19 protein-coding genes are annotated in these 20,005 nt (G+C 35.1%); 17 read left to right on the top strand and 2 right to left on the bottom strand.

The genetic code is table 11. The features are described from left to right. Positions 1 to 13: 13 nt before the first annotated feature. Positions 14 to 697 (bottom strand): hypothetical protein, encoded by a 684-nt coding sequence (locus OOL01_RS02980; protein WP_264374868.1) that lies wholly within the window; start codon positions 695 to 697, stop codon positions 14 to 16. 441 nt (positions 698 to 1,138) lie between these two features. Here OOL01_RS02980 and OOL01_RS02985 point away from each other — a divergent pair, with 441 nt between their 5' ends. The 7 genes from OOL01_RS02985 (at position 1,139) to OOL01_RS03015 (ending at position 8,992) form a co-directional block, all read left to right on the top strand. Beyond that, entirely contained in the window at positions 1,139 to 1,630 is a 492-nt protein-coding gene (locus tag OOL01_RS02985; RefSeq protein WP_264374869.1) for a sigma-70 RNA polymerase sigma factor region 4 domain-containing protein, read from the top strand. Between the two features lie 76 nt (positions 1,631 to 1,706). Next, a complete protein-coding gene (locus OOL01_RS02990) occupies positions 1,707 to 2,513 on the top strand; it encodes an ATP-binding protein (RefSeq protein WP_264687104.1) in 807 nt (268 codons plus the stop codon). Positions 2,514 to 2,536: 23 nt separating this feature from the next. Then, the gene (locus OOL01_RS02995) at positions 2,537 to 3,343 is read left to right on the top strand and encodes an AAA family ATPase (RefSeq protein WP_264687105.1); all 807 of its coding nucleotides are present in this window, start codon (positions 2,537 to 2,539) and stop codon (positions 3,341 to 3,343) included. 31 nt (positions 3,344 to 3,374) lie between these two features. After that, positions 3,375 to 3,866 carry a hypothetical protein gene (locus OOL01_RS03000; RefSeq protein ID WP_264374871.1) on the top strand — a complete coding sequence of 164 codons (492 nt, stop codon included), beginning with the start codon at positions 3,375 to 3,377 and terminating at the stop codon, positions 3,864 to 3,866. Further along, positions 3,863 to 5,047 (top strand): helicase RepA family protein, encoded by a 1,185-nt coding sequence (locus OOL01_RS03005; protein ID WP_264687106.1) that lies wholly within the window; start codon positions 3,863 to 3,865, stop codon positions 5,045 to 5,047. Before OOL01_RS03000 ends, OOL01_RS03005 begins: the two co-directional genes overlap by 4 nt. 35 nt (positions 5,048 to 5,082) lie before the next feature. After that, positions 5,083 to 7,173, top strand: coding sequence for an AAA family ATPase (locus OOL01_RS03010; protein WP_264687107.1), 2,091 nt, complete (start codon positions 5,083 to 5,085; stop codon positions 7,171 to 7,173). Between the two features lie 148 nt (positions 7,174 to 7,321). Then, complete coding sequence (locus OOL01_RS03015; protein WP_264687108.1) at positions 7,322 to 8,992, top strand: hypothetical protein; 1,671 nt, start codon at positions 7,322 to 7,324, stop codon at positions 8,990 to 8,992. A 966-nt stretch (positions 8,993 to 9,958) separates the two neighbouring features. Here the strand turns inward: OOL01_RS03015 and OOL01_RS03020 are convergent. Then, positions 9,959 to 10,408 (bottom strand): hypothetical protein, encoded by a 450-nt coding sequence (locus tag OOL01_RS03020; RefSeq protein WP_264374875.1) that lies wholly within the window; start codon positions 10,406 to 10,408, stop codon positions 9,959 to 9,961. A gap of 133 nt (positions 10,409 to 10,541) precedes the next feature. Between OOL01_RS03020 and OOL01_RS03025 the strand changes: the two genes are divergently transcribed. From OOL01_RS03025 to OOL01_RS03070, 10 genes are all read left to right on the top strand, one after another. After that, positions 10,542 to 11,006, top strand: a complete 465-nt coding sequence (locus tag OOL01_RS03025; protein WP_264687109.1) for a crossover junction endodeoxyribonuclease RuvC — start codon at positions 10,542 to 10,544, stop codon at positions 11,004 to 11,006. Positions 11,007 to 11,108: 102 nt separating this feature from the next. Beyond that, positions 11,109 to 12,323, top strand: a complete 1,215-nt coding sequence (locus OOL01_RS03030) for a DNA modification methylase (RefSeq protein ID WP_264687110.1) — start codon at positions 11,109 to 11,111, stop codon at positions 12,321 to 12,323. A 15-nt stretch (positions 12,324 to 12,338) separates the two neighbouring features. Continuing rightward, positions 12,339 to 12,821 (top strand): hypothetical protein, encoded by a 483-nt coding sequence (locus tag OOL01_RS03035; protein ID WP_264687111.1) that lies wholly within the window; start codon positions 12,339 to 12,341, stop codon positions 12,819 to 12,821. 18 nt (positions 12,822 to 12,839) lie between these two features. After that, on the top strand, positions 12,840 to 14,318 hold the full coding sequence (locus tag OOL01_RS03040) for an ankyrin repeat domain-containing protein (protein WP_264687112.1): 1,479 nt from the start codon (positions 12,840 to 12,842) through the stop codon (positions 14,316 to 14,318). Then, positions 14,315 to 16,147: a phage terminase large subunit family protein gene (locus tag OOL01_RS03045; protein WP_264687113.1), complete on the top strand. Its 1,833-nt coding sequence runs from the start codon at positions 14,315 to 14,317 to the stop codon at positions 16,145 to 16,147. Before OOL01_RS03040 ends, OOL01_RS03045 begins: the two co-directional genes overlap by 4 nt. Then, a complete protein-coding gene (locus tag OOL01_RS03050) occupies positions 16,140 to 16,364 on the top strand; it encodes a gpW family protein (RefSeq protein ID WP_264376977.1) in 225 nt (74 codons plus the stop codon). The genes OOL01_RS03045 and OOL01_RS03050 overlap by 8 nt, the downstream gene beginning before the upstream one ends. Further along, complete coding sequence (locus OOL01_RS03055) at positions 16,361 to 17,074, top strand: glycoside hydrolase family 25 protein (RefSeq protein ID WP_264687114.1); 714 nt, start codon at positions 16,361 to 16,363, stop codon at positions 17,072 to 17,074. Before OOL01_RS03050 ends, OOL01_RS03055 begins: the two co-directional genes overlap by 4 nt. Beyond that, positions 17,068 to 18,477, top strand: a complete 1,410-nt coding sequence (locus OOL01_RS03060; protein WP_264687115.1) for a phage portal protein — start codon at positions 17,068 to 17,070, stop codon at positions 18,475 to 18,477. Before OOL01_RS03055 ends, OOL01_RS03060 begins: the two co-directional genes overlap by 7 nt. Before the next feature lie 14 nt (positions 18,478 to 18,491). Beyond that, a complete protein-coding gene (locus OOL01_RS03065) occupies positions 18,492 to 19,571 on the top strand; it encodes a S49 family peptidase (RefSeq protein WP_264687030.1) in 1,080 nt (359 codons plus the stop codon). Positions 19,572 to 19,617: 46 nt separating this feature from the next. Then, positions 19,618 to 19,989: a head decoration protein gene (locus OOL01_RS03070; RefSeq protein WP_262986461.1), complete on the top strand. Its 372-nt coding sequence runs from the start codon at positions 19,618 to 19,620 to the stop codon at positions 19,987 to 19,989. Positions 19,990 to 20,005 lie beyond the last annotated feature (16 nt).

A 20,005-nucleotide genomic window follows, 5' to 3' on the forward strand; every position in this document is an offset into this window, starting at 1 on the left:
ATGCTAGAAAAATTCAAAAAGTTACAACAAATGAAAAAGTTTCCCTGGTTGCTGCAGTTCTGATAAGTGGTACGGTGTGTTCTAAAACTAACAAAATTCCAGGATTTTCCACGTCTTTTGGTTCAAAATATCTCTGTCCTTCAGGTAATCCTTCTTTTATTTTAGTACCAACCATAACCCCTAATTCCCGTATAACTTGATTTGCAGCATCGTTGAAATCGAAGTTAAATTTAAGATATAAGTTATTAGTTGGTACATTAGAAGGGTTAAACCTCCCTGTTGGAGTCAAAAGCTCTCCATTCTCATCACCTGTACAGAATAGCACTTCATCTGCAGTACGTCTGCCAAGTTCATTCAAGAGCTTTATAGAATTTATAGATTCAGGTGGTGTGCTTTGAGTATATTCTACAGTAACTGCACTATTTGCCGTGATAGAGCTATTTTCCGTACGTTTTATTACACCAGTACTGCTATCAACTATATAATCTATACTTGGCTGATAAGTTGTTTGTCCTGTAAAAACCTTCACATCTTTAACAGGTTGATGATCAAGTTTTATTTCACCCTTAACGAAAGTTTTTTCTACTTTATGGCTACTTCCAGAGCTTGCATCACCACTGCCCCAGGCAAGATGTAGAGATTGCTCTTTTATACTTGCTGCTATTGCTGCTCGACCTGATTGTGTGAGTATTGACATTTGAAAGTTTGGCTCCTGTATTATATATATACACGGTTGCTCAACAATTCGTCCAAACAATATAAAAAAAGTTTAAATAATTTTAAGGCAGCTTTTGAAAATCAACTAAATCATAGAAAAGTAGTGCACCAATACAATATTCCACTGTTTAAATAAGATTTTTGGAAATTAGCCAGTCTTTCTAACTAGCTTATATCAAATTTCGTTATTGGGAAGACCAAGGTGAATATATTTTAAATTTCAGCAATTCACTGAAAATCAAACTCTCTCTCATCCGATTTTCATCTGTCTTATTTAATTTTAGAGAAGTCTTATTTGATCTATTAATAAAATAACTATTGTCTTATTCTATTTTTCATAATAGACAAATTACTCTTATTTAAATTCTGCAGGGTCTCGAAAGAAGAATTAGTAATAAATCTTTGATTATTCGAGGTTTTTATGAAATCTAAAAATTCTTTTTCAGGCGTTGATCCAATAATTGTTAAATATATAAAGTACTATGCTAGCTGTCTTAATCATACTAACTGTTTTATTGATAGGAGTCTTGAAGATATAGAGCTAGAACTTTTTTGTGAGGTTTGGCCTTGCCTTAGTTTGTATGATAAAACAAGAAGTAGCTTTAATACTTTTGTTGCTAATTTAACTAGACGTCGTGCTCGTAACCTCTTGCGTAACCAACTATGCACTAAACGTCAGATTAACTTTGGTATTGATGATAACATACCAGATTCTAAATATCTTGAAGATGATATAATGGTATACATTGACGTAAAAAATATAATCTCAAAATTACCGAAATCTCATAGAAAACTATGTGAGCTGCTTAAGGTTTCTACTATTACTGAAGCTGCAAAAATAACAGGTATACCAAAAACAACTGTCTACAACATTTTAAGGCAAATACGCGATAAATTTTCATCTTTAAAATGAGATTTGCTCGATAAGTTTTGGACGAATTACCTAGGTCACCGTGTATATATATCTGAGTGATTAAACCAGGAGAAAAATGAAAATAATTGATAGAGATGAACGAATGAAGACACAAACAGGAGCAAAAATTGTGATCTTTGGTCCTTACGGTATTGGTAAAACCAGCCTCTTAAAGACTATAAGTGAACCAACACTATGTCTTGATTTTGAAGCAGGTCTGCTTGCTGTTCAAGATTGGCAGGGAGATTCAATTAGTGTTCGTACTTGGAATCAAGCTCGGGATATTGCCTGCCTAATTGGTGGTCCGAACCCTGCACTAAAATCTGATCAGGCGTATAGTCAAAAACACTATGAGCATGTCTGTAGCAAGCACAAAGATCTTCTTTCTGAAGTTTCTAAATACCGATGCATCTTTGTGGATAGTATAACCGTTGCTTCACGTTTATGTCTTTTATGGGCAAGGATGCAACCTGAGTGTTTTTCTGATAGATCGGGAAAAGAAGATAAAAGAGCTGCTTATGGGTTACTTGCTCAAGAGATGATGGCATGGCTCAATCAGTTTCAACACATCAGAGATAAAGACATCATCATAGTTGGCACACTAGGTCAATATCTTGATGACTGTAATCGTTCAACATGGCTACCTCAATGTGAAGGGGCTAAAACTGCTAGTGAGATTCCAGGGATAGTTGATGAGGTAATCAGCATGGTTGGAATCAAGAAAGATGATGGAACAGAGAAACGTTCATTTGTCTGTCAGACTATTAATTCTTGGGGATATCCAGCTAAAGATCGCAGTGGCTGCTTGAATATGGTTGAAGAACCACATTTGGGTAAATTACTTGCAAAAATTAAAGCCAAAACTTTGGCACCTATTGCTTAATTAAAAATTGGAGAATAATTATTATGGAACAAAGCTTTTTCAATATCGGTCAAAAAATTCCCTTTTTCAGTGTGAAAGAATACTTGAATGATCAATCACCAATACCAGAAGATATAATCTCACCAAGAATTTTAACAAAAAGAGGCTTATTGGTACTGGGTGGCCCACCTAAAATCGGCAAAAGCGACTTTTTGATCTCTTGGCTTGTCTACATGGCTGCTGGTAGATCATTTCTTGGTATGATGCCAAATAGACCTTTGAAGATCTTCTACATGCAAACTGAAATTGAGTATGACTATATGAAGGAACGTTTGCAACAGCTTCAACTTGATAAGGAACTTTTGGATATAGCTGCCAATAACTTAATTATCACGCCAAAAGTGCAATTATCTTTCAGCAGTGAAGAAATAGATGAAATCAAAAATACTGTTAAAGAGCGTTTTAAACCTGATATTATTGCGATTGATCCTCTTCGTAATATCTTTAACTCAAGTGAATATGGCAACGAAAATGACAACAGCGCTATGCTATTCTTCTTGCAAAAAACACTTGAAAGACTGAGAAATGTTATCAATACAGATTCGGGCATAATACTCACTCACCACACAAAAAAACTGTCCAAAAAGATGCTGGAAGAAGATCCATTTCAAGGCCTAAGCGGTGCTGGATCTTTACGTGGATTTTATAGCACTGGCATGGTGATGTTTGCTCATGATGAGGAAAACACTGTCCGTCAAATAGTATTTGAGCTTCGTAATGGTGAGCGTGTAGCAAGCAAGCTTGTCAATAAGATAAATGGTCATTGGCAGCTTGTAGACCAATGGAGTTGATTCTTTTTTTACTTAATTTATAGGGAACAATATGCTAACAGATTTTTTAACTGATTTTAATACTGCAAAATTACAAAGTAATTTAATACCAAAAGGTACAATAGTCAAGGTAAAAATGGCAATTAAACCAGGAGGTTATGAAAATTGGTTCACTAAAAGCTATGCTACCGGCAGCATCTATTTAAACGCTGAATTTACTGTCACTGAAGGTCCATATGCAAAACGCAAGATTTTTCAAGTAATTGGTATTAAAAGTGGCAAAGCAAGAGTTGAAGGAGAAGATGTTTGGGCAGAAGCTGGACGTTCTATGCTTAGAAGTATTTTAGAGTCAGCACGGAACATTCATTCAAATGACACTTCAGAAAAAGCAGCTATTGCTAGAAAAGTCAACTCTATAGCTGACTTTAACGGGGTAGAGTTTACTGCAAAAGTTGGTATTGAAGCTGATCGGTATGGAGAAAAGAACAAGATTGCTACGGTTATTACTCCAGAACAATCTGAAGTTGATTGGTTGCCATTTTGAAGTACGACGAAGAGAAGCTCTGGATTGCTGTAATTGAGAGAGCTATCAAAGATGCAGCAGGAAAAAATCCAGAGCTAAAGAAAGAAGCAATTAAATGGTTTGATTCAGAGTCTTTTGAAACTGTTTGTGAGCTAGCTAATCTCAGCTCTAAGCGTATGAAAAGTATGTATGGGGGTTTTATGCATAGAAAAGAAATAAAAGGATTATTGATTGATAATATTAAGAAGTGTGTACCTTACCTAATTCCAAACGGTAATTTTGATCGAGAGAGGACTTATGTTGGTAACTGTGACGGGGATATGATTACAGTTAAAATAGTGGGTAAAGAAGCTGGAAATTGGCGTAATTTTACTAAAGGGACTAGTGGTGACATTATTGATCTTTGGACTTTAGTTAAAGGTGATATAAATTCCGCTAAGAAGTGGTTAAATACTAAAGAAAACACAACAGAATATAAAATTACATCGTTTTCAGCAAGGCATTACTTAAATGATAAATCACCAATGCCAAAAGATATAATAGGCCCAAGAATTTTAACTCCAGGCGGTCTTTTGGTTATAGGCGGAACTCCCAAAATAGGAAAAAGTAATTTTCTACTTTCCATGTTAGTACATTTAGCTGCTGGAGTATCATTTCTTGGTATGAAGCCTGCAAAGCCACTTAAGATATTCTATCTACAGAATGAAATGGAATATGATTACATAAGAGAGCGCTTACAGAAGCTAAGAATCAGCAAGAAAACCCTTGATGCAGGAACAGAAAACTTAGTTATTACTAAAAAAGTACAGTTAACTTTGAATGTGGAAAAAATAAAGGAAATTATGTCGGAAAATCTCGATGTAAAAACAGTTGATCTTATAGTGATAGACTCTCTTTTTGATTATAGGAGTATGATCTCTTTTCTGCAAAATAGTATTGATGAACTACGCTCTATAACTAATCCTGCTGCTGGAGTAATAGTTACACATTACACAAAAAAAATGTCAACAACCACGTTAAAAAAGAATCCATTTCAAGCATTGAGTGGTGCTAATGTTTTAAGAAGTTTATATACATCTGGAGTAATGATATTTAGGCCAGAAAGGAATACTCTGCAATTGATGTACGAACTTAAAAACGGCAAACCAATACCAACAAAATTCATAAACATGGTTAACGGACGCTGGATAGCCACAGCTTAACCAAATTTCTAAACTTTAAATATATTGGAGATTTTATGGGTATCTATTGTGATTTTAATACTGCAGCTCCACGAAAAAATGCATCATTAGTAGAAAAAGAACAGCTTAAAGCTCAGCTTCTGTTAAATATCAGATCATGCCTTTCTTATCTATTGCCAAGAGGGATTTTTCGTGGTGATAAGTTTTATGTAGGCAATGTACAAGGTGATAAAGGAAAGAGTCTAGTAGTAGAATTAAGTGGCAGTGAAGCTGGCCTATGGCATGATTTTGCAACAGGAGAAGGTGGTGACATTATCGACCTTTGGGCAGAAGTGCATAGAAAAAGTACTAGAACAGAGTTTACTGAAGTAATGGACTCTATAGCTGAATGGCTTGGTCATTTTAAAAAGATCAAAACTGACAAAACTGCAGGTAATCCAACTGCATATTGGGATTATTACGATGAAAAAGGCCAAGCTCTTGTTAGAGTATATCGTTATGATGATGATAGTGGAAAGAGATATCTTCCTTTTGATATCAAAAAATCCACCTTTAGTGTACCAGAGATAAGGCCACTATATAATATTCCAGGTATTTTAAAGTCCGATAAAATTCTTCTTGTAGAAGGGGAAAAGTGTGCAAATGCTCTCATAGAGCAAGGTATTACTGCCACAACTGCAATGTCTGGAGCAAATGCAGACCCAAATAAAACAGATTGGACACCACTCAAAGGTAAACATGTTATTATTTGGCCAGATAATGATGAACCAGGTAAAAAGTATGCTGAAAATGCTACTACAAAACTTATTAGTTTAGGTATTACATCACTTTCTATGACTAAAATTCCAGAGAATAAACCGAAAGGCTGGGATGCTGCTGACTATTTACAAGAAAGCATAAACGTCTCTGATTTTATCAAGAACAACGCAAAAAAAGTAATGATTAAACCGCCACTAAAGATTTTAGACTGGAGTGCAGAACGCTTTGTAGGTCCGGTACCAGAGCAAAAGTTTCTTGTTGAGGGAGTATTTCCTTTAGGAGTTACTTCAATAGTGGCTGCTATGGGAGATACAGGTAAAGGCATGCTTCTTCTTGATCTAGCACTTAAAGTTATAAGTGATAAAGATCAGATATGTAGTTTTGGTTCATTTGTTACTGAGCATGGATCAGTGGTAATTTTTTCAGCAGAAGATGATGCAAGTGAGATACACCGCCGCTTAGAACGACTTGACCCTAAGTGCGAAAGGTTAAAACATAAAGATAAATTATTTATTGTACCACTGCCAAATGTCAGAGGATCACTTACAATACTCAGAAATGTTCGTGGTAAAATCGTTGAAATTTCTCCTGAATTTGAATCAATCATGAAGCAGCTCGAGGAAATAAAAGATCTAAAACTGATAGTATTTGATCCACTTGCTTCATTTATTCATGCAGATATAAATGCTGATCCTGCTGTAGGAGATTATCTGATGTGTTTGCTATCTGATCTAGCGTGTAGTACTGGAGCTTCAATTATTACTGCTCACCACATGAGAAAACCAAAAGGAGAAAAACCTATACTAACTGTTGAGCAAGCAAGAGATGCAATTAGAGGTACCTCTGCCCTTGTTAATGGTGTTAGATGTTCATATGCTTTTTGGCCAATAGAAGATACAGCTAAGCAAGAAATCTTTAGGTCAATGGGGGAAACTCCAAGACAAAATGCTTTATTTAACGGGGCAGTTGTTAAGGCAAATGGGTTAGCTGATCGCACTGTACGTACTTACCTAAGAAATCAAGAAACAGGACTACTAGAAGATATAACAGCGCAATTAAAAGTTAAAGATGTTAGTGATAAAAGTCTTAAGATATACCTTATCAATGCAATTAAACGATCTGCTATTGCAGGACATCCATTTACTCATACAGGAAGCACAGGAGTATATAAACAACGGCATAGGCTACCTGAAATTTTTTACAATATGGGAAGAGACAAACTAGAACGTATGGTACAGGAACTTTTACAGGCGAAGCAGTTAGTAAAAGGAATGTCTAAAGGTTCAAGAGAGGATAAGTGGCTTGACGTTACAACAGGACCATTTGCTTGTGGTGTAGGAAAATTCACTCCTGGAGCTGAGGATTTTAGCTGTAGAGAAAACTTATAAATCTCTACTTTATTTATAAATCCCTCATACAGGTTTAAAGTACTATAAATGGGATTCGAAAATATACTATCAGTTTTCTTAATATCTTATCAAATTATTTATCATTATATGATACAACTTACAGCATATTTATAGTAAGGTGTTAATTATGAAAGAGGCAAAGGAGAATCCAGTAGTTAGATTAAAGGCTACAGCTAAAGAATTCAATTTTAGTAAATTAAGAGTAGATCAAGCTAATAAATTGGCGAATTCCGGTGAAACAATGTTCTTAGATTTTCAAAGGATGAATTTTATTATTAACGGAAAAGAAATAGATAAAAATTTTATTATTGCATTTAAGGAAGGAGCTAAGTACCGCAGAAGCGAACTTTTTAATAGTGATGATATATATAATGACGAAATATTTAACAAAAAAGGAACAAGAGAAATAGATACGGATCATGGCAAAGCATTTGTTGCTTCAGTACTTAAAGATATTGAGAAAGAGATTGTACAAGATGCATTTGGCGAGTTGTGGAAGGATCATTGCGAAAATCCTGAAACTGCTGATAATCAAAAAACTGATTCATATAAGAAAGAATTTAAAGAATTTTACAATGCTGGTCAAGAGTATACCGATCTACTACCTATAGAGAGAGATGAAAACAAGGATTACCGTTCCTTTGCAAAAAAAGTTTTCAAAAAAATGTTTAGATACGCTGGGGCAGAAGTTCCAAGAGATGCTATTTTAGAAGAGCTAGTCACCAATTGTAATCAAGCCGGGTATGAGGCTGCTCCATTTATACAAACCCAACTTGCACTTGGACAGTCGTTCATAGTAGAAAATCCTAAAAAAGTAATAAACATTGATTGTGCTAACCAAAATAATGTAAGAATTAGATCTAATATGAAGCTACCAATACTTTCTGTCAAAGATCATATGCATGGAGATAAAATATGTAATCTGTCCAGTTCATTGGAATTTATAATTGAATCTTGTGATGATAAAGACTTTGTAACATACAGAGATGGTAAATTATCACTTACTATTCCTAAAGAGTTGGAAAACTATAAAGATAATGGCAAGACCTTGTTTGACATTATTAAAGAATATTTTCAGAAATTCTGTGCAGAATTAGGGTTTAAATATGAGACAAAAATACAAATAGAGCATGTCTTAGGTACTCAAATTAAAGTAAGTAACCATTTAGATGGTACGATATCAACCACAGGATCAGATGCAAATGAAGAGTTCATCAATCTTTTAAGGAAAAATCTCAGAGGGAGGTTATTGGGACCAGGAGTTACTCTAGGGGGTGAAGATGTTGATGATATTATTGAAGTCAGAGTATCTGCAGTTATGGATCTATTAAGTGATTATGCTAAATTGGAAGATAATAAAGAAAATAGAGAGTTATTAATAAGTGAAGTAGCAGATAATTTAGGGCTTTTCTTTCAAGGTAAAATAGCACCAGAAGTATTGAAAGAGTTTGATGATAAAATAATAAAGTTGATGAATAGCGAAGGTATAGAAAGTAATATAGATCAACATGTAATGGAATTAGAATCTTTACCTTCTTTGATAAAAGGTGAGGTTGATCATAATCAAGTCCAGTGTGTTGTAAATATTTTTACCAATTTAATTATTGAAGGGAAAAGAGAAATATGCGAAAAAAAAGGTGCGATTAATGCAATTGATGCAATTCATAAGAAGGTAGATAAGGCAATTATTGAACAAGAAAAACAAGCAACCAATAAACAAGATATAGAAAATGATAAATGGACAGATAGAATCAAAAAACAGAGATTATCTATGGAACCACATGAACATTTACATTAAAAACACTGGTATGCTCTTTAAATATCTTAGAGTTTAATCTATTTTTTTATTCAATCTACTTAATCAAAAATATTAACTTTGGAGCCAGAAACTACAACCTATTATAAGCTATGATTTCAATTAAAAAGGGATAAGACATCAAATGGTTGAATTACATTCCTGATTCCTGGGTTATTCACTAAACAGTTAGAAATCAAGGAAGCTAAAACCTGCATAAAACCTAGACTTTTTGACCTACATTCCTAAAAGCATTCCTAGTAACTACATACTTAAAGTGAGCTAATATGGCTGATTTTACCATTCCTAAAACCCTTATATATTATATATATATAATAACAATAGTAATAAATAATAAATAAAATAAATATATAAACTACAAATAAAAATTATCAAAAAGAAGGAAGATCAAAAAGACCACTGCAAAACATTACTTAGATTTTATGAAAAAGATACAATTTAGAGATAATTGCAATTAGTGCGGTTTTAAAGGGATTTTACGACTTCATGGTAACAATTGATCACTGAGACCTAAGTTGCTCGTGTAGGATAGCTTAAAACTCAATTACGAGGCATTTCTTTTGCTTTAAACTTTTATCTTTGTAGAAGAAACCCTTGCCTAGCTTATCACGTTTTTTATTCGTTGTAAAATATTTTTTCAAAATAATAAACCAGATGAACGGCAAAGAACAGAAGCGACTGCGAGACGGAATGCTTTGTGTTGAAGGCCTTGTTTTCCTTTTCTACCTTACTATAAACTACTGATTAAAGATACAAAAATAAAAAGAAGCAAATACAGTATTTTAAAGCATTTTATGAGTTTAGGTTTGTGTTGTGTTTCTATCTTATACTAAAGAGCCTCTATAATACCGCTAAAAACGCGAATAAAAGGCATACAAACTCTATATGAATGTAATCCATTATAAGAGATGAATAAGTTAGAGTTTTGAGATTAACTCAAGTAAATTGCTACAAAAAACGTCCTGTAGACTTAGCAGCACCTAAAGAAAGTATAAAAGGATTGAGACGATAACCATGGTCTTTGCAAGAATATCCTGGCCAGCCAATGTTTTCAATAACGTCGTTACAATTTGCACCAAGCTCTTTGGATAAAATTTCTTTTATTGCTTTAATCATTCTATTTAGTGGCCTTCTAATCTTGTACTCTAAATTGTGAATTTCTGAATTAAAACCCAAGAGCTCTCCTAGTTGATTGATATTAAGGAACTTATATTTTTCTGCTGGCAATCCGCTTTTGAAATCCTGCCAAAACTGAGCTAACAAAACGTGCATAATACCAAGGCGTGCTACTGAATGCTTACTGATAATTTGAATGTTATTTATGTAGATTGAGTTATTTATAATATGCAAATGTAGTATCTTAGGCTGAGATAGCTCAGTGGATGGAACGAGCAACATTTATTAACTTATTATGTTTAATAAACTTATTATAGTATATTTTCAATAAAAAAATAGAATTTTTTGGACGAATTTTGAAGTTACCGTGTATATATATTATGTACACACTACAACGTACCTCTAATTTCTAGTAATGTCAATCTTAACACTCGACCTCGGCAAACAAACGGGCTGGGCAATTCTAACAGATGGAGTAATTGAAAGTGGAAGCAAAAGTTTTCATGGTAGCCGTTTTAGCGGAGGTGGCATGTGCTTCTTGAATTTTCGTAATTGGCTCAATTCTTTGAAAGACATTTCTGCAGTGTATTTTGAGGAAGTGAGAAGACATCTAGGAACTGATGCAGCGCATTGCTATGGCGGTTTTCTTGCCGTTCTATCTGCTTGGTGTGAAGAGAACAATATTCCCTACCAAGGTGTTAATGTTAAAACTATAAAACGCTTTATAGCAGGCAAAGGTAATGCAAGTAAGAGTGAAGTTATTGAAGCGATACGTGAAAAAGGTTTTTCACCTAGAGATGATAATCAAGCAGATGCTTTGGCATTAATGTTCTACGTTATGAATCTTAGTAAAGATTTTAACACATTAAAAATACCGTAAAAGTGGGTCCTTTCGGCCATAATGGCGGGTTTGGTGGGTTCAACCCCAGGCCTTCTCTAGCGTCAGATATATTTTGAATATTAACTTTTTAATTATTAAGATATGAATTTAGCAATCCACTACTATCCTACTCGAAATCTGGTCGAATATGAGCGTAATCCACGTAAAAATGACGATGTAGTCAACAGAATGTGTGCTTCTATTCGAGAATTCGGCTTTCGTATTCCAATAGTTGCAAAAAGCGATGGTACTGTGGTTGATGGTCATTTAAGACTTAAAGCAGCAAGAAAACTCGGTATGGAGAGTATTCCAGTGGTCTTAAGTGATAATTTAAACGAACCACAAACCAAAGCTTTTCGATTACTTGCCAATCAATCAGCTAATTGGGCAAAGTGGGATGATGATCTTTTAAAAGTGGAAATTCAAGAGCTAGAAGATTTGCAGTTTGACCTTAAAATGACAGGATTTGAATTAGAAAAAGTTCAACATTTCCTTGATGATTTAGATAGTGAAAAAGAAGATTTTTCTGACTTAGCTATTGATGACAAAAAGGTAACAAAACCAGGTGATCTTTGGATTTTAGGTGATCATAGAATCTATTGTGGTGATAGCTCTGTAGTTGAATCATATAAAGCGGTATTAGACGATAAAATGGCAGATATTACCGTATGTGATCCTCCATATAACGTTGATTACGGTAGCAGTCAGGAAAGAGAAGATAAAAAAATATTAAATGATAATCAAGGTGAAAAGTATGAGCTTTTTCTCTACGACATCTGTTCCCACATTTTAGCATATACGAAAGGTGCAATTTACATCTGCATATCATCATCAGAGTTTTCAACGTTGCAAAAAGCATTTGAGGAGGCAGGAGGAAAATGGTCAACATTTATCATTTGGGCAAAGAATCACTTTACGCTAGGAAGATCAGATTATCAAAGACAATACGAAGCAATGCTCTATGGATGGAAAAGCGGCAATAAACGTGAGTGGCATGGAGGTAGAAATCAAAGTGATCTGTGGTTTTATGATAAGCCAATACATAACTCACTGCACCCAACAATGAAGCCAGTAGAGCTAATGGAGAGAGCAATAGTAAACAGCAGCAGATCAGGAGACATAGTACTTGATCCATTTAGCGGTTCTGGCAGCACGATGATTGCATGTGAGAGAACAGGAAGAATTTGCAGAACAATAGAGCTAGATTCAAAATTTGTAGATGTAACCATAAAACGTTGGCAAGTATATACCGGAAGAGATGCCATTTTAGCCAGTACTGGTAAAACTTTTGCAGAAATTCAAGAAGAAAATTCGTAAAAAGGAGCAAAAAGAGTGGAAAAAATCACACAAACAGAATGGGCAAGAGAGATAGGAGTATCAAAGCAATATGTCTGTTATTTAGTAAAAAAAGGAATAGTTGAGTTGGAGGATGGACTCATTGACCGAGAACAAGCAAACAGGGCTATAGAAACAATAAGAGATCCAAGTCAACCACTGAGAAGAAAAAACTATTCAGAAAGCGGAGAAAAACTTTCCACGATGTTGCTAAAAACTAGAATAAAAAATGAAATGGAGCGAGGTAAACTTCTTGAGGCGAAAGCTAAGGCTGAGATTGGTGAACTTATAGCAGTAGAGGAAGTAAAGCGCGATGCATTTAATGTAGCAAGAGTTGTACGTAATAATTTGCTTAATATTCCAAATAGAGTTTCAGCACTGCTTGCATCACTGAGTGACACTGAAAAAATTCACGAGACGCTAACTGAAGAGATTACAAACTCACTTGAAGAATTATCTAACGCTAAATTTAAAATATAAAAAGATTTTGAATACAAAATGGCTGATAACTTAAGTTTAGAGTTAATAAAGTGTTTAATCAATCAACCTGGATTAGATGTTAATGTCAGAGGGTTAAACGGAAAAACCCCACTACATTGCGCTATAGAATTTGATGAATTAAGCATGGTGGATTTGTTACTCACGAAGAAGAATATTAATCCTTTTGTGGAAGATAATGAAGGTAAAACATCTCTTGATTACGCCAAAGAAGGGAAAAAAGCAGAAATATTACAAGCGCTAATTAATAACAAGTACGGGTCAGAACAAGATAGCTTACTTCATTTAGCTGCAATGATAGGTGAAGTTAATGCAGTTAGATATTTGATAGGAAAAGGTATTGACGTTAATGTACGAAATGCTTTGCATCATACGCCATTACATCTAGCAGCAGGAATAGGACATACAGAAGTTGTAAAGATTTTGATAAGAGAAGGAAATGCTGAAATCGAGGTTTTTGATGCACGAAATCAGACACCGATGCACTATGCAGTTAACAACAAAAAATTGGAGATAGTAAAGTTATTACTGGAGCTAGGAGCAGATGTAAATAGCGCACGTGTAGGACAAAACTCGATGAAATTATCACCTATTCATATAGCTGTAAGTAATACTAATTACGATGAAAGAGACTTATGTCTTGATATCCTCAGATGCTTAATAAAGGAGCCTAATGCTCAAGTCAATTTGCAAGACTATGAAAATAAAACACCACTACATTACGCTGAAAGACTTAAAACAATAGAAGTTTTACTAACGCGAGAAGATATAGATCCATTGGTAAAAGACGATAGCGGCAAGACACCATTTGATTACGCTAAACCTGAGATAAAGAAGACTTTGATGAGCAATAAGTATGGTTCTGAGAAGAATAGTCTACTCCATTTAGCTTCACAAATGGGAGAAATTGAGCTTGTAGATACAATTTTAAAAGAAGAAATCGATATTGATATTGTAAATAATAAAGGTTTATCACCGATTTACCTTGCTGCGGAAAAAGGGCATTTACATGTAGTAAAGTTATTGCTGAAAAAAGGAGCAAATTATACACCTGTTCTGCACTTAGCAATCAAGTCAAATAATTTAGAATTGCTAAAAACTTTATTTAAAGAAAAGAGCATCAAATTACCAGATGAGATAGGCAGATCTGTACCAATTTATTATAGGTGTATAGAGCATAGAGATGCAAAAGTAAGAAAATACAATAGTGTGATCTGTGTTTTTACCTCAGTAAGTGCAGTAGCAATGGCAGCATATATAGGTTTAACAGCAACAACAATAAGCAATGCAATCATTTTTGCAACAATGACAGGAATACTTGCGCTTATTATAGCAATAATGATAAGTGAGATGAGCAAAAGATATATAGAAAATGAATTTCAGAAAAAGATGTTTATGGAATTGGAGGAGTGTGGAGGAATAAACTCTACTGTTAACAATATTGAGATAGAACCAATTATGAGTAGATGCAGACAATGATATACGCTAGAGCTTTTTCTGAAGGTTTAAAACCAGATCCAGAGCTTAAAGTATCAGAGTGGGCGAATGAGTATCGAGTTTTAGCGCCAACTGCAGCATCAGAGCCAGGAAAATGGAGAACAGAGAGAACTCCTTATTTAAAAGAAATAATGGATTCATTATCTCCGTCTTCATCTGCAGAAAAAGTAGTATTCATGAAAGGAGCGCAGATTGGAGGAACAGAAGCTGGCAACAATTGGATTGGCTATATCATCGATCAAACACCAGGACCAATGCTAGTAGTACAGCCAACAGTTGAAATGGGAAAGCGTTGGTCAAAAGGAAGATTTGCGCCACTGATTGAAAGTACACCATGTTTAAAAAGTAAAGTAAAAGACCCAAGGTCAAGAGATTCGGGCAATACTGTACAGAGTAAGGAATTTCCAGGTGGAATAGTAGTAATAACCGGAGCAAATAGCAGTGTAGGACTTAGATCCATGCCAGTAAAGTATCTCTTTCTTGATGAAATAGATGCATATCCAGGAGATTCAGGAGGAGAAGGAGATCCAGTACTGCTTAGTATTGCTCGAACTAATACATTTGCACGGCGAAAGATTTTTTTAGTATCAACACCAACGATTCATGGAATAAGCAGAATTGAGAAAGAATTTGAAGCAACAGATAAGAGATATTTTTTTGTTCCCTGTCCGCATTGTAATTATTACCAAATTTTAAAATGGTCACAAATAAAATGGGAAGATAAAAATCCAAATACAGCACACTATATATGTATAGAATGTGGTAAAAAGATAGAAAATCATCAAAAGACAGAGATGCTTGAGCGTGGAGAATGGAGGCCTACTGATAGAGTAAAAGGTGAGAAAAAAGGATTTCATCTTTCAAGTCTTTATAGTCCAGTTGGCTGGTATAGCTGGACTCAAGCAGTAGAAGATTTTCTCCATGCAAAAGAAAGTGAACAATTACTGAAAGTTTGGATAAATACTACGCTTGGAGAAACCTGGGTAGATAAGGGAGAAGTACCAGACTGGAAGCAATTATTTAACAGGAGAGAATTTTTTCCCGTAGGCACAGTACCAAAGGGTGAAGTGGTTTTGACAGCAGGAGTAGATGTCCAAAAAGATCGTCTAGAGGTGGAAGTTGTAGCATGGGGAAAAAGCCGTGAAAATTGGTCAATAGACTACCGAGTATTTGAAGGTGATACTGGAAGAGGAGAAGTATGGGGAAAACTTTCGGAGCTTCTGAGTCATCATTTTATCGGTGAAAATGGGCTTGAATATATGATAAGTATGATGGCGGTTGATGCTGGGTATGCGACACAAGAAGTATACAATTGGGTAAGAGGTCATCAAGGATCTGGAAGAGTAATGGCAGTCAAAGGTGTAAACAAAGCGCTAGTACCACTTAGCAGCCCAAGTAGAGTAGATATAACAGTTGGTGGTCAAAAGCTAAAGAGAGGAATAAAGCTCTGGCCAGTTGGAGTATCGATATTAAAATCAGAGCTTTTTCAGCTACTTAATGTTTTAAAAAACGGGGAAAAAGAAAAAGTGCCAGCAGGATATTGTCATTTTCCGGAGTATGCACCTGAATATTTTAAGCAGCTAACGGCAGAGCAATTAGTCAGCAAGGTAGTAAAAGGATACACCAAACAAGAGTGGCAGAAGGTAAGAGAAAGAAATGAAGTACTAGATTGCCGAATTTATGCGAGAGCAGCATCTATTGCACTTGGAATTGATCGTTGGCCAGAGAGTAAATGGAATAGTTTGAGTGGAAAAATAGAAAGTAAAAAACCTAAAAAAGTAAGACAGAGTAAGTGGTTGAAAAATGTATAACGAAGAGTATTTAATTCAAGTTGAACAAGCAATAAAGAAGCTGCAAAATGGAGAGCGAGTAGTATCAATTGCATATGGTGATCATGTTGTGAGATATGCTGAAGTTCAGATAAATGACCTGCTAAGCTTAAGACAACGTATTAAAGCTGAGCTAAAGATTGCTGGAGTGGAGCCAAAGAGGAAAATTGTTTTTGCTACTAATAAGGGAATTATATGAGAGAATATCAAAATTTTCTGAAACAATTAAAGTATGTAATAGTCAATAGTGGTGTATTAGAAAAAGAAGAGAAATGTAAGAAAATAGCTGATTTATCAAATAAAGTATATGCGAATGCAGTAGTAGACCTATCACATTGGAATGCAGATGTAAATTTTAAGCTAGTCAAAGAAGATGGAATATTGGGTGTAGTACATAAGGCAACTCAAGGATTAAAATTTGTAGATCTAAAGTACGCAGAGAGAAGAAAAGTTGCTGAAGAAGAAGGACTTCTGTATGGTGCATACCATTTTGGAGTAGGAGAAAACGGAAAAGACCAAGCTGAGCATTTTTTAGAGACAGTAGGAGATAGTTCTAAAGTTCTACTTGCTCTAGATATAGAAGAAAACAAAAATGGAGAAAACATAACACCAAAACAGGCGGAAGATTTTGTAACTAGAGTTCAAGAAAGAACTAATCGCTTACCATTGATTTGCGGAGGAGCTTATTTTCTAAAAGATTTTGCTACACCAATTTTAACTAAGTGTCCACTGTGGAAAATAAGATGGTCTAAACTACCAAAAGGATGGAATAAGTGGGTTTTGTGGCAATACACTAATGGTCAAATGGGACCTAAACCGCATTCAGTAAGAGGAATAGGACCATGTGATAGAAGTAAATTTAATGGAACAATAGAAGAATTAAAGAATTTTTGGTTATCAGGATGTTAAAGACCTTAAAACAACTATTTAGTAAGCCAAAAATCAAAAGTTCTGCATGGGATGCGTCAGGCTCAGGAAGAAGAGTGATGTATTGGCAAGGAGAAACAGGAAGCATAAATAATTTACTTTCTCAGAGCCTTGGGCACTTACGTAGCCGCTCTCGGGATATGGTAAGAAAAAATCCATATGCAGCCAATATCATTGATACAATAGTAAGTAACTCTATTGGAACAGGAATAAAACCGCAATCAAAAGCAAGAGATGGAGAATTTCGAAAGAAAGTGCAAGAATTATGGCTAAAATGGACAGATGAAGCAGATAGCTGTGGAATAAGTGATTTTTATGGATTACAAGCTCTAGTATGCAGAAGTATGATAGAGGGAGGAGAATGTTTTGTACGTTTAAGAACGAGAAAGCTGGAAGATAGATTTTCTGTACCACTACAACTGCAAGTACTTGAGTCTGAACATTTAGATAATAAAACAAATCAAACTTTAGGAAATGGTAATGTAATAAGAAACGGGATTGAGTTCAATAGACTTGGGCAAAGAGAGGCATATTACTTATTTAGAGAACATCCAGGAGAAGGCTCATTTGGAGAATCAGTGAGAGTACCAGCAAATGATGTTTTACATATTTATAGACCTTTAAGACCTGGGCAAATCAGAGGGGAGCCTTGGCTTTCTAATATACTGTTAAAGCTCTATGAACTTGATCAATACGATGATGCAGAATTAGTGAGAAAAAAGACAGCAGCAATGTTTGCAGGGTTTATTACAAGACTTGATCCTGAGGCAAATATTTTAGGAGAAGGCGAAAGTAATGAGCAAGGAGTAGCATTATCAGGTTTAGAGCCAGGAACAATGCAGCTTTTAGACCCAGGAGAAGATATAAAATTTTCAGAGCCGTCTGATGTTGGAGGAAGTTATGAAGCATTCATGAGACAGCAACTGAGGGCAATAGCAATAGGTACAGGAATAACATATGAGCAGCTAACAGGAGATTTAACCGGTGTTAATTACTCATCAATCAGAGCTGGATTAATAGAGTTTCGTCGTCGATGCGCTATGCTGCAACATAACATTATGGTATTCCAATTTTGCAGACCAGTATGGAATAGATGGCTAGAGTTAGCAGTACTTTGTGGAGAACTCTGTATAGATGAAAAAGTAGTAAAAGCAGCGAAAGAAGAAGTAAAATGGATACCACAGGGATTTGATTGGGTGGATCCACTGAAAGACCAGCAAGCACAGCAAATGGCAGTAAGAAATGGCTTCAAAAGTCGATCGGAGGTAGTATCAGAAATGGGTTACGATGTAGAAGAAATTGACCAAGAAATAGCAGAAGATCAAAAGCGTGCTGATTCTCTCAACCTTTTCTTTGATTCTGATGTCAGGACACAAACAAAATAAGTCTCGTTTACTTTATGGAAATTTTACAAACCAACTGGCTATGTAGGCCGATGATGATAGAGCAAAAAAGCTTTGACCTGTTGTCACTATATAACGGAAAACAACCTATCTTGAAAAATATAAAACATGCAGTAAATCAGAATATAGAAAAAACAGCAGTAATAGCAATACATGGAATTTTGACCAAAAAACCAGGGGCTTTTGACGATTTTCTGGGAATGACATCATATGAGAAAATTCAAGAAGAAATAGAAGAAGCATTATCAAACAAAGATATAGAAACTATTCTGCTTGATATAGATAGCTCCGGAGGAGAGGTAAACGGTATATTTGACCTAGCTGACTTTATTTATGAATCAAGAGCAAAAAAGAGGATAATAGCGATAGCAAATGATGATGCATACTCTGCTGCATATGCTATAGCCTCTAGCGCTGAGAAGGTATTTGTGAGCAGAACTTCTGGTGTTGGCAGTATAGGAGTAATAGCAAGTCATATAGATCAAAGTGGGTTTGATGAAAAATGTGGAATAAAATACACAACTATTTTTACAGGCAAGAGAAAGAATGATTTAAATCCACATGAGCCTATTAACTCTGAAGGTTTAAAAAGTTTGAGAGAGGAAATAGATCGTTTATATGAGATGTTCGTCCAGCTAATAGCACGGAATCGAAATCTTTCTATAGAAGCAATCAAATCAACGGAAGCAGGGCTATATTTTGGGGAGAAAGCAGTAGAAATAGGCCTTGCAGACGGAATGACAATTCTTTCATCTATTAATAAAAACAGGAGTATTACTATGAATGAACAAACTACAACTGACCTAGAAACTGATAATTTAACTAATAAAATCAAAAATGACAGTTATCATGCTGAAGTTCTTGAATTAATACGTTTATGCAACTTATCACGAATGCCAGAGAAAATAGGAGAATTTATAGAGCAGAATGTTAGCAGCAAACAAGCACAAGAAATATTAATGTCGATACTTGCAGAACGAACAATGAAGACTGAAATTTTAAGCACATTACCACAGAATTCGTCAGAAGATTTAATGATGCAGGTAGCAAGAAGTCGTGCACAATCTGGCATTTAGAATATTCATAGTATAACAAAAGTAAAAAATAAAGGGGAAAAGCAGAATGAGTACTATAACAGAACAAAATAACCTTGGGGATCTTCTGAAATACGAAGTTTCAAATCTATATTCAAGAGACCAAATAACAGTAGCTAAAGGTCAAAATCTTAAGCTTGGTGCAGTAGTTGCCAAAAAGACGGAAGATGGTTTTATTAGAGTCCTTAATCCCACTGGAACAGACGGCACACAAACAGCAATAGGTGCAATAGTAAGTGATGTAAATGCGACAGAAAATGCCAAAGCAGTAATTATTACTCGTGGTGCAATACTAGCAGATCATGCAGTTGTGTGGCCAGCAAATATCACTGAAGAACAGAAAGCTGAAGCAATAAAGCAACTTGAAGCACGAGGGATCATTATCCGCAAGGGAGCTTAAAAAAACTATTAAAAAC

The organism is Wolbachia endosymbiont (group B) of Rhopobota naevana, from assembly GCF_947250615.1.
In the GTDB taxonomy this organism is placed as follows: Bacteria; Pseudomonadota; Alphaproteobacteria; order Rickettsiales; family Anaplasmataceae; genus Wolbachia.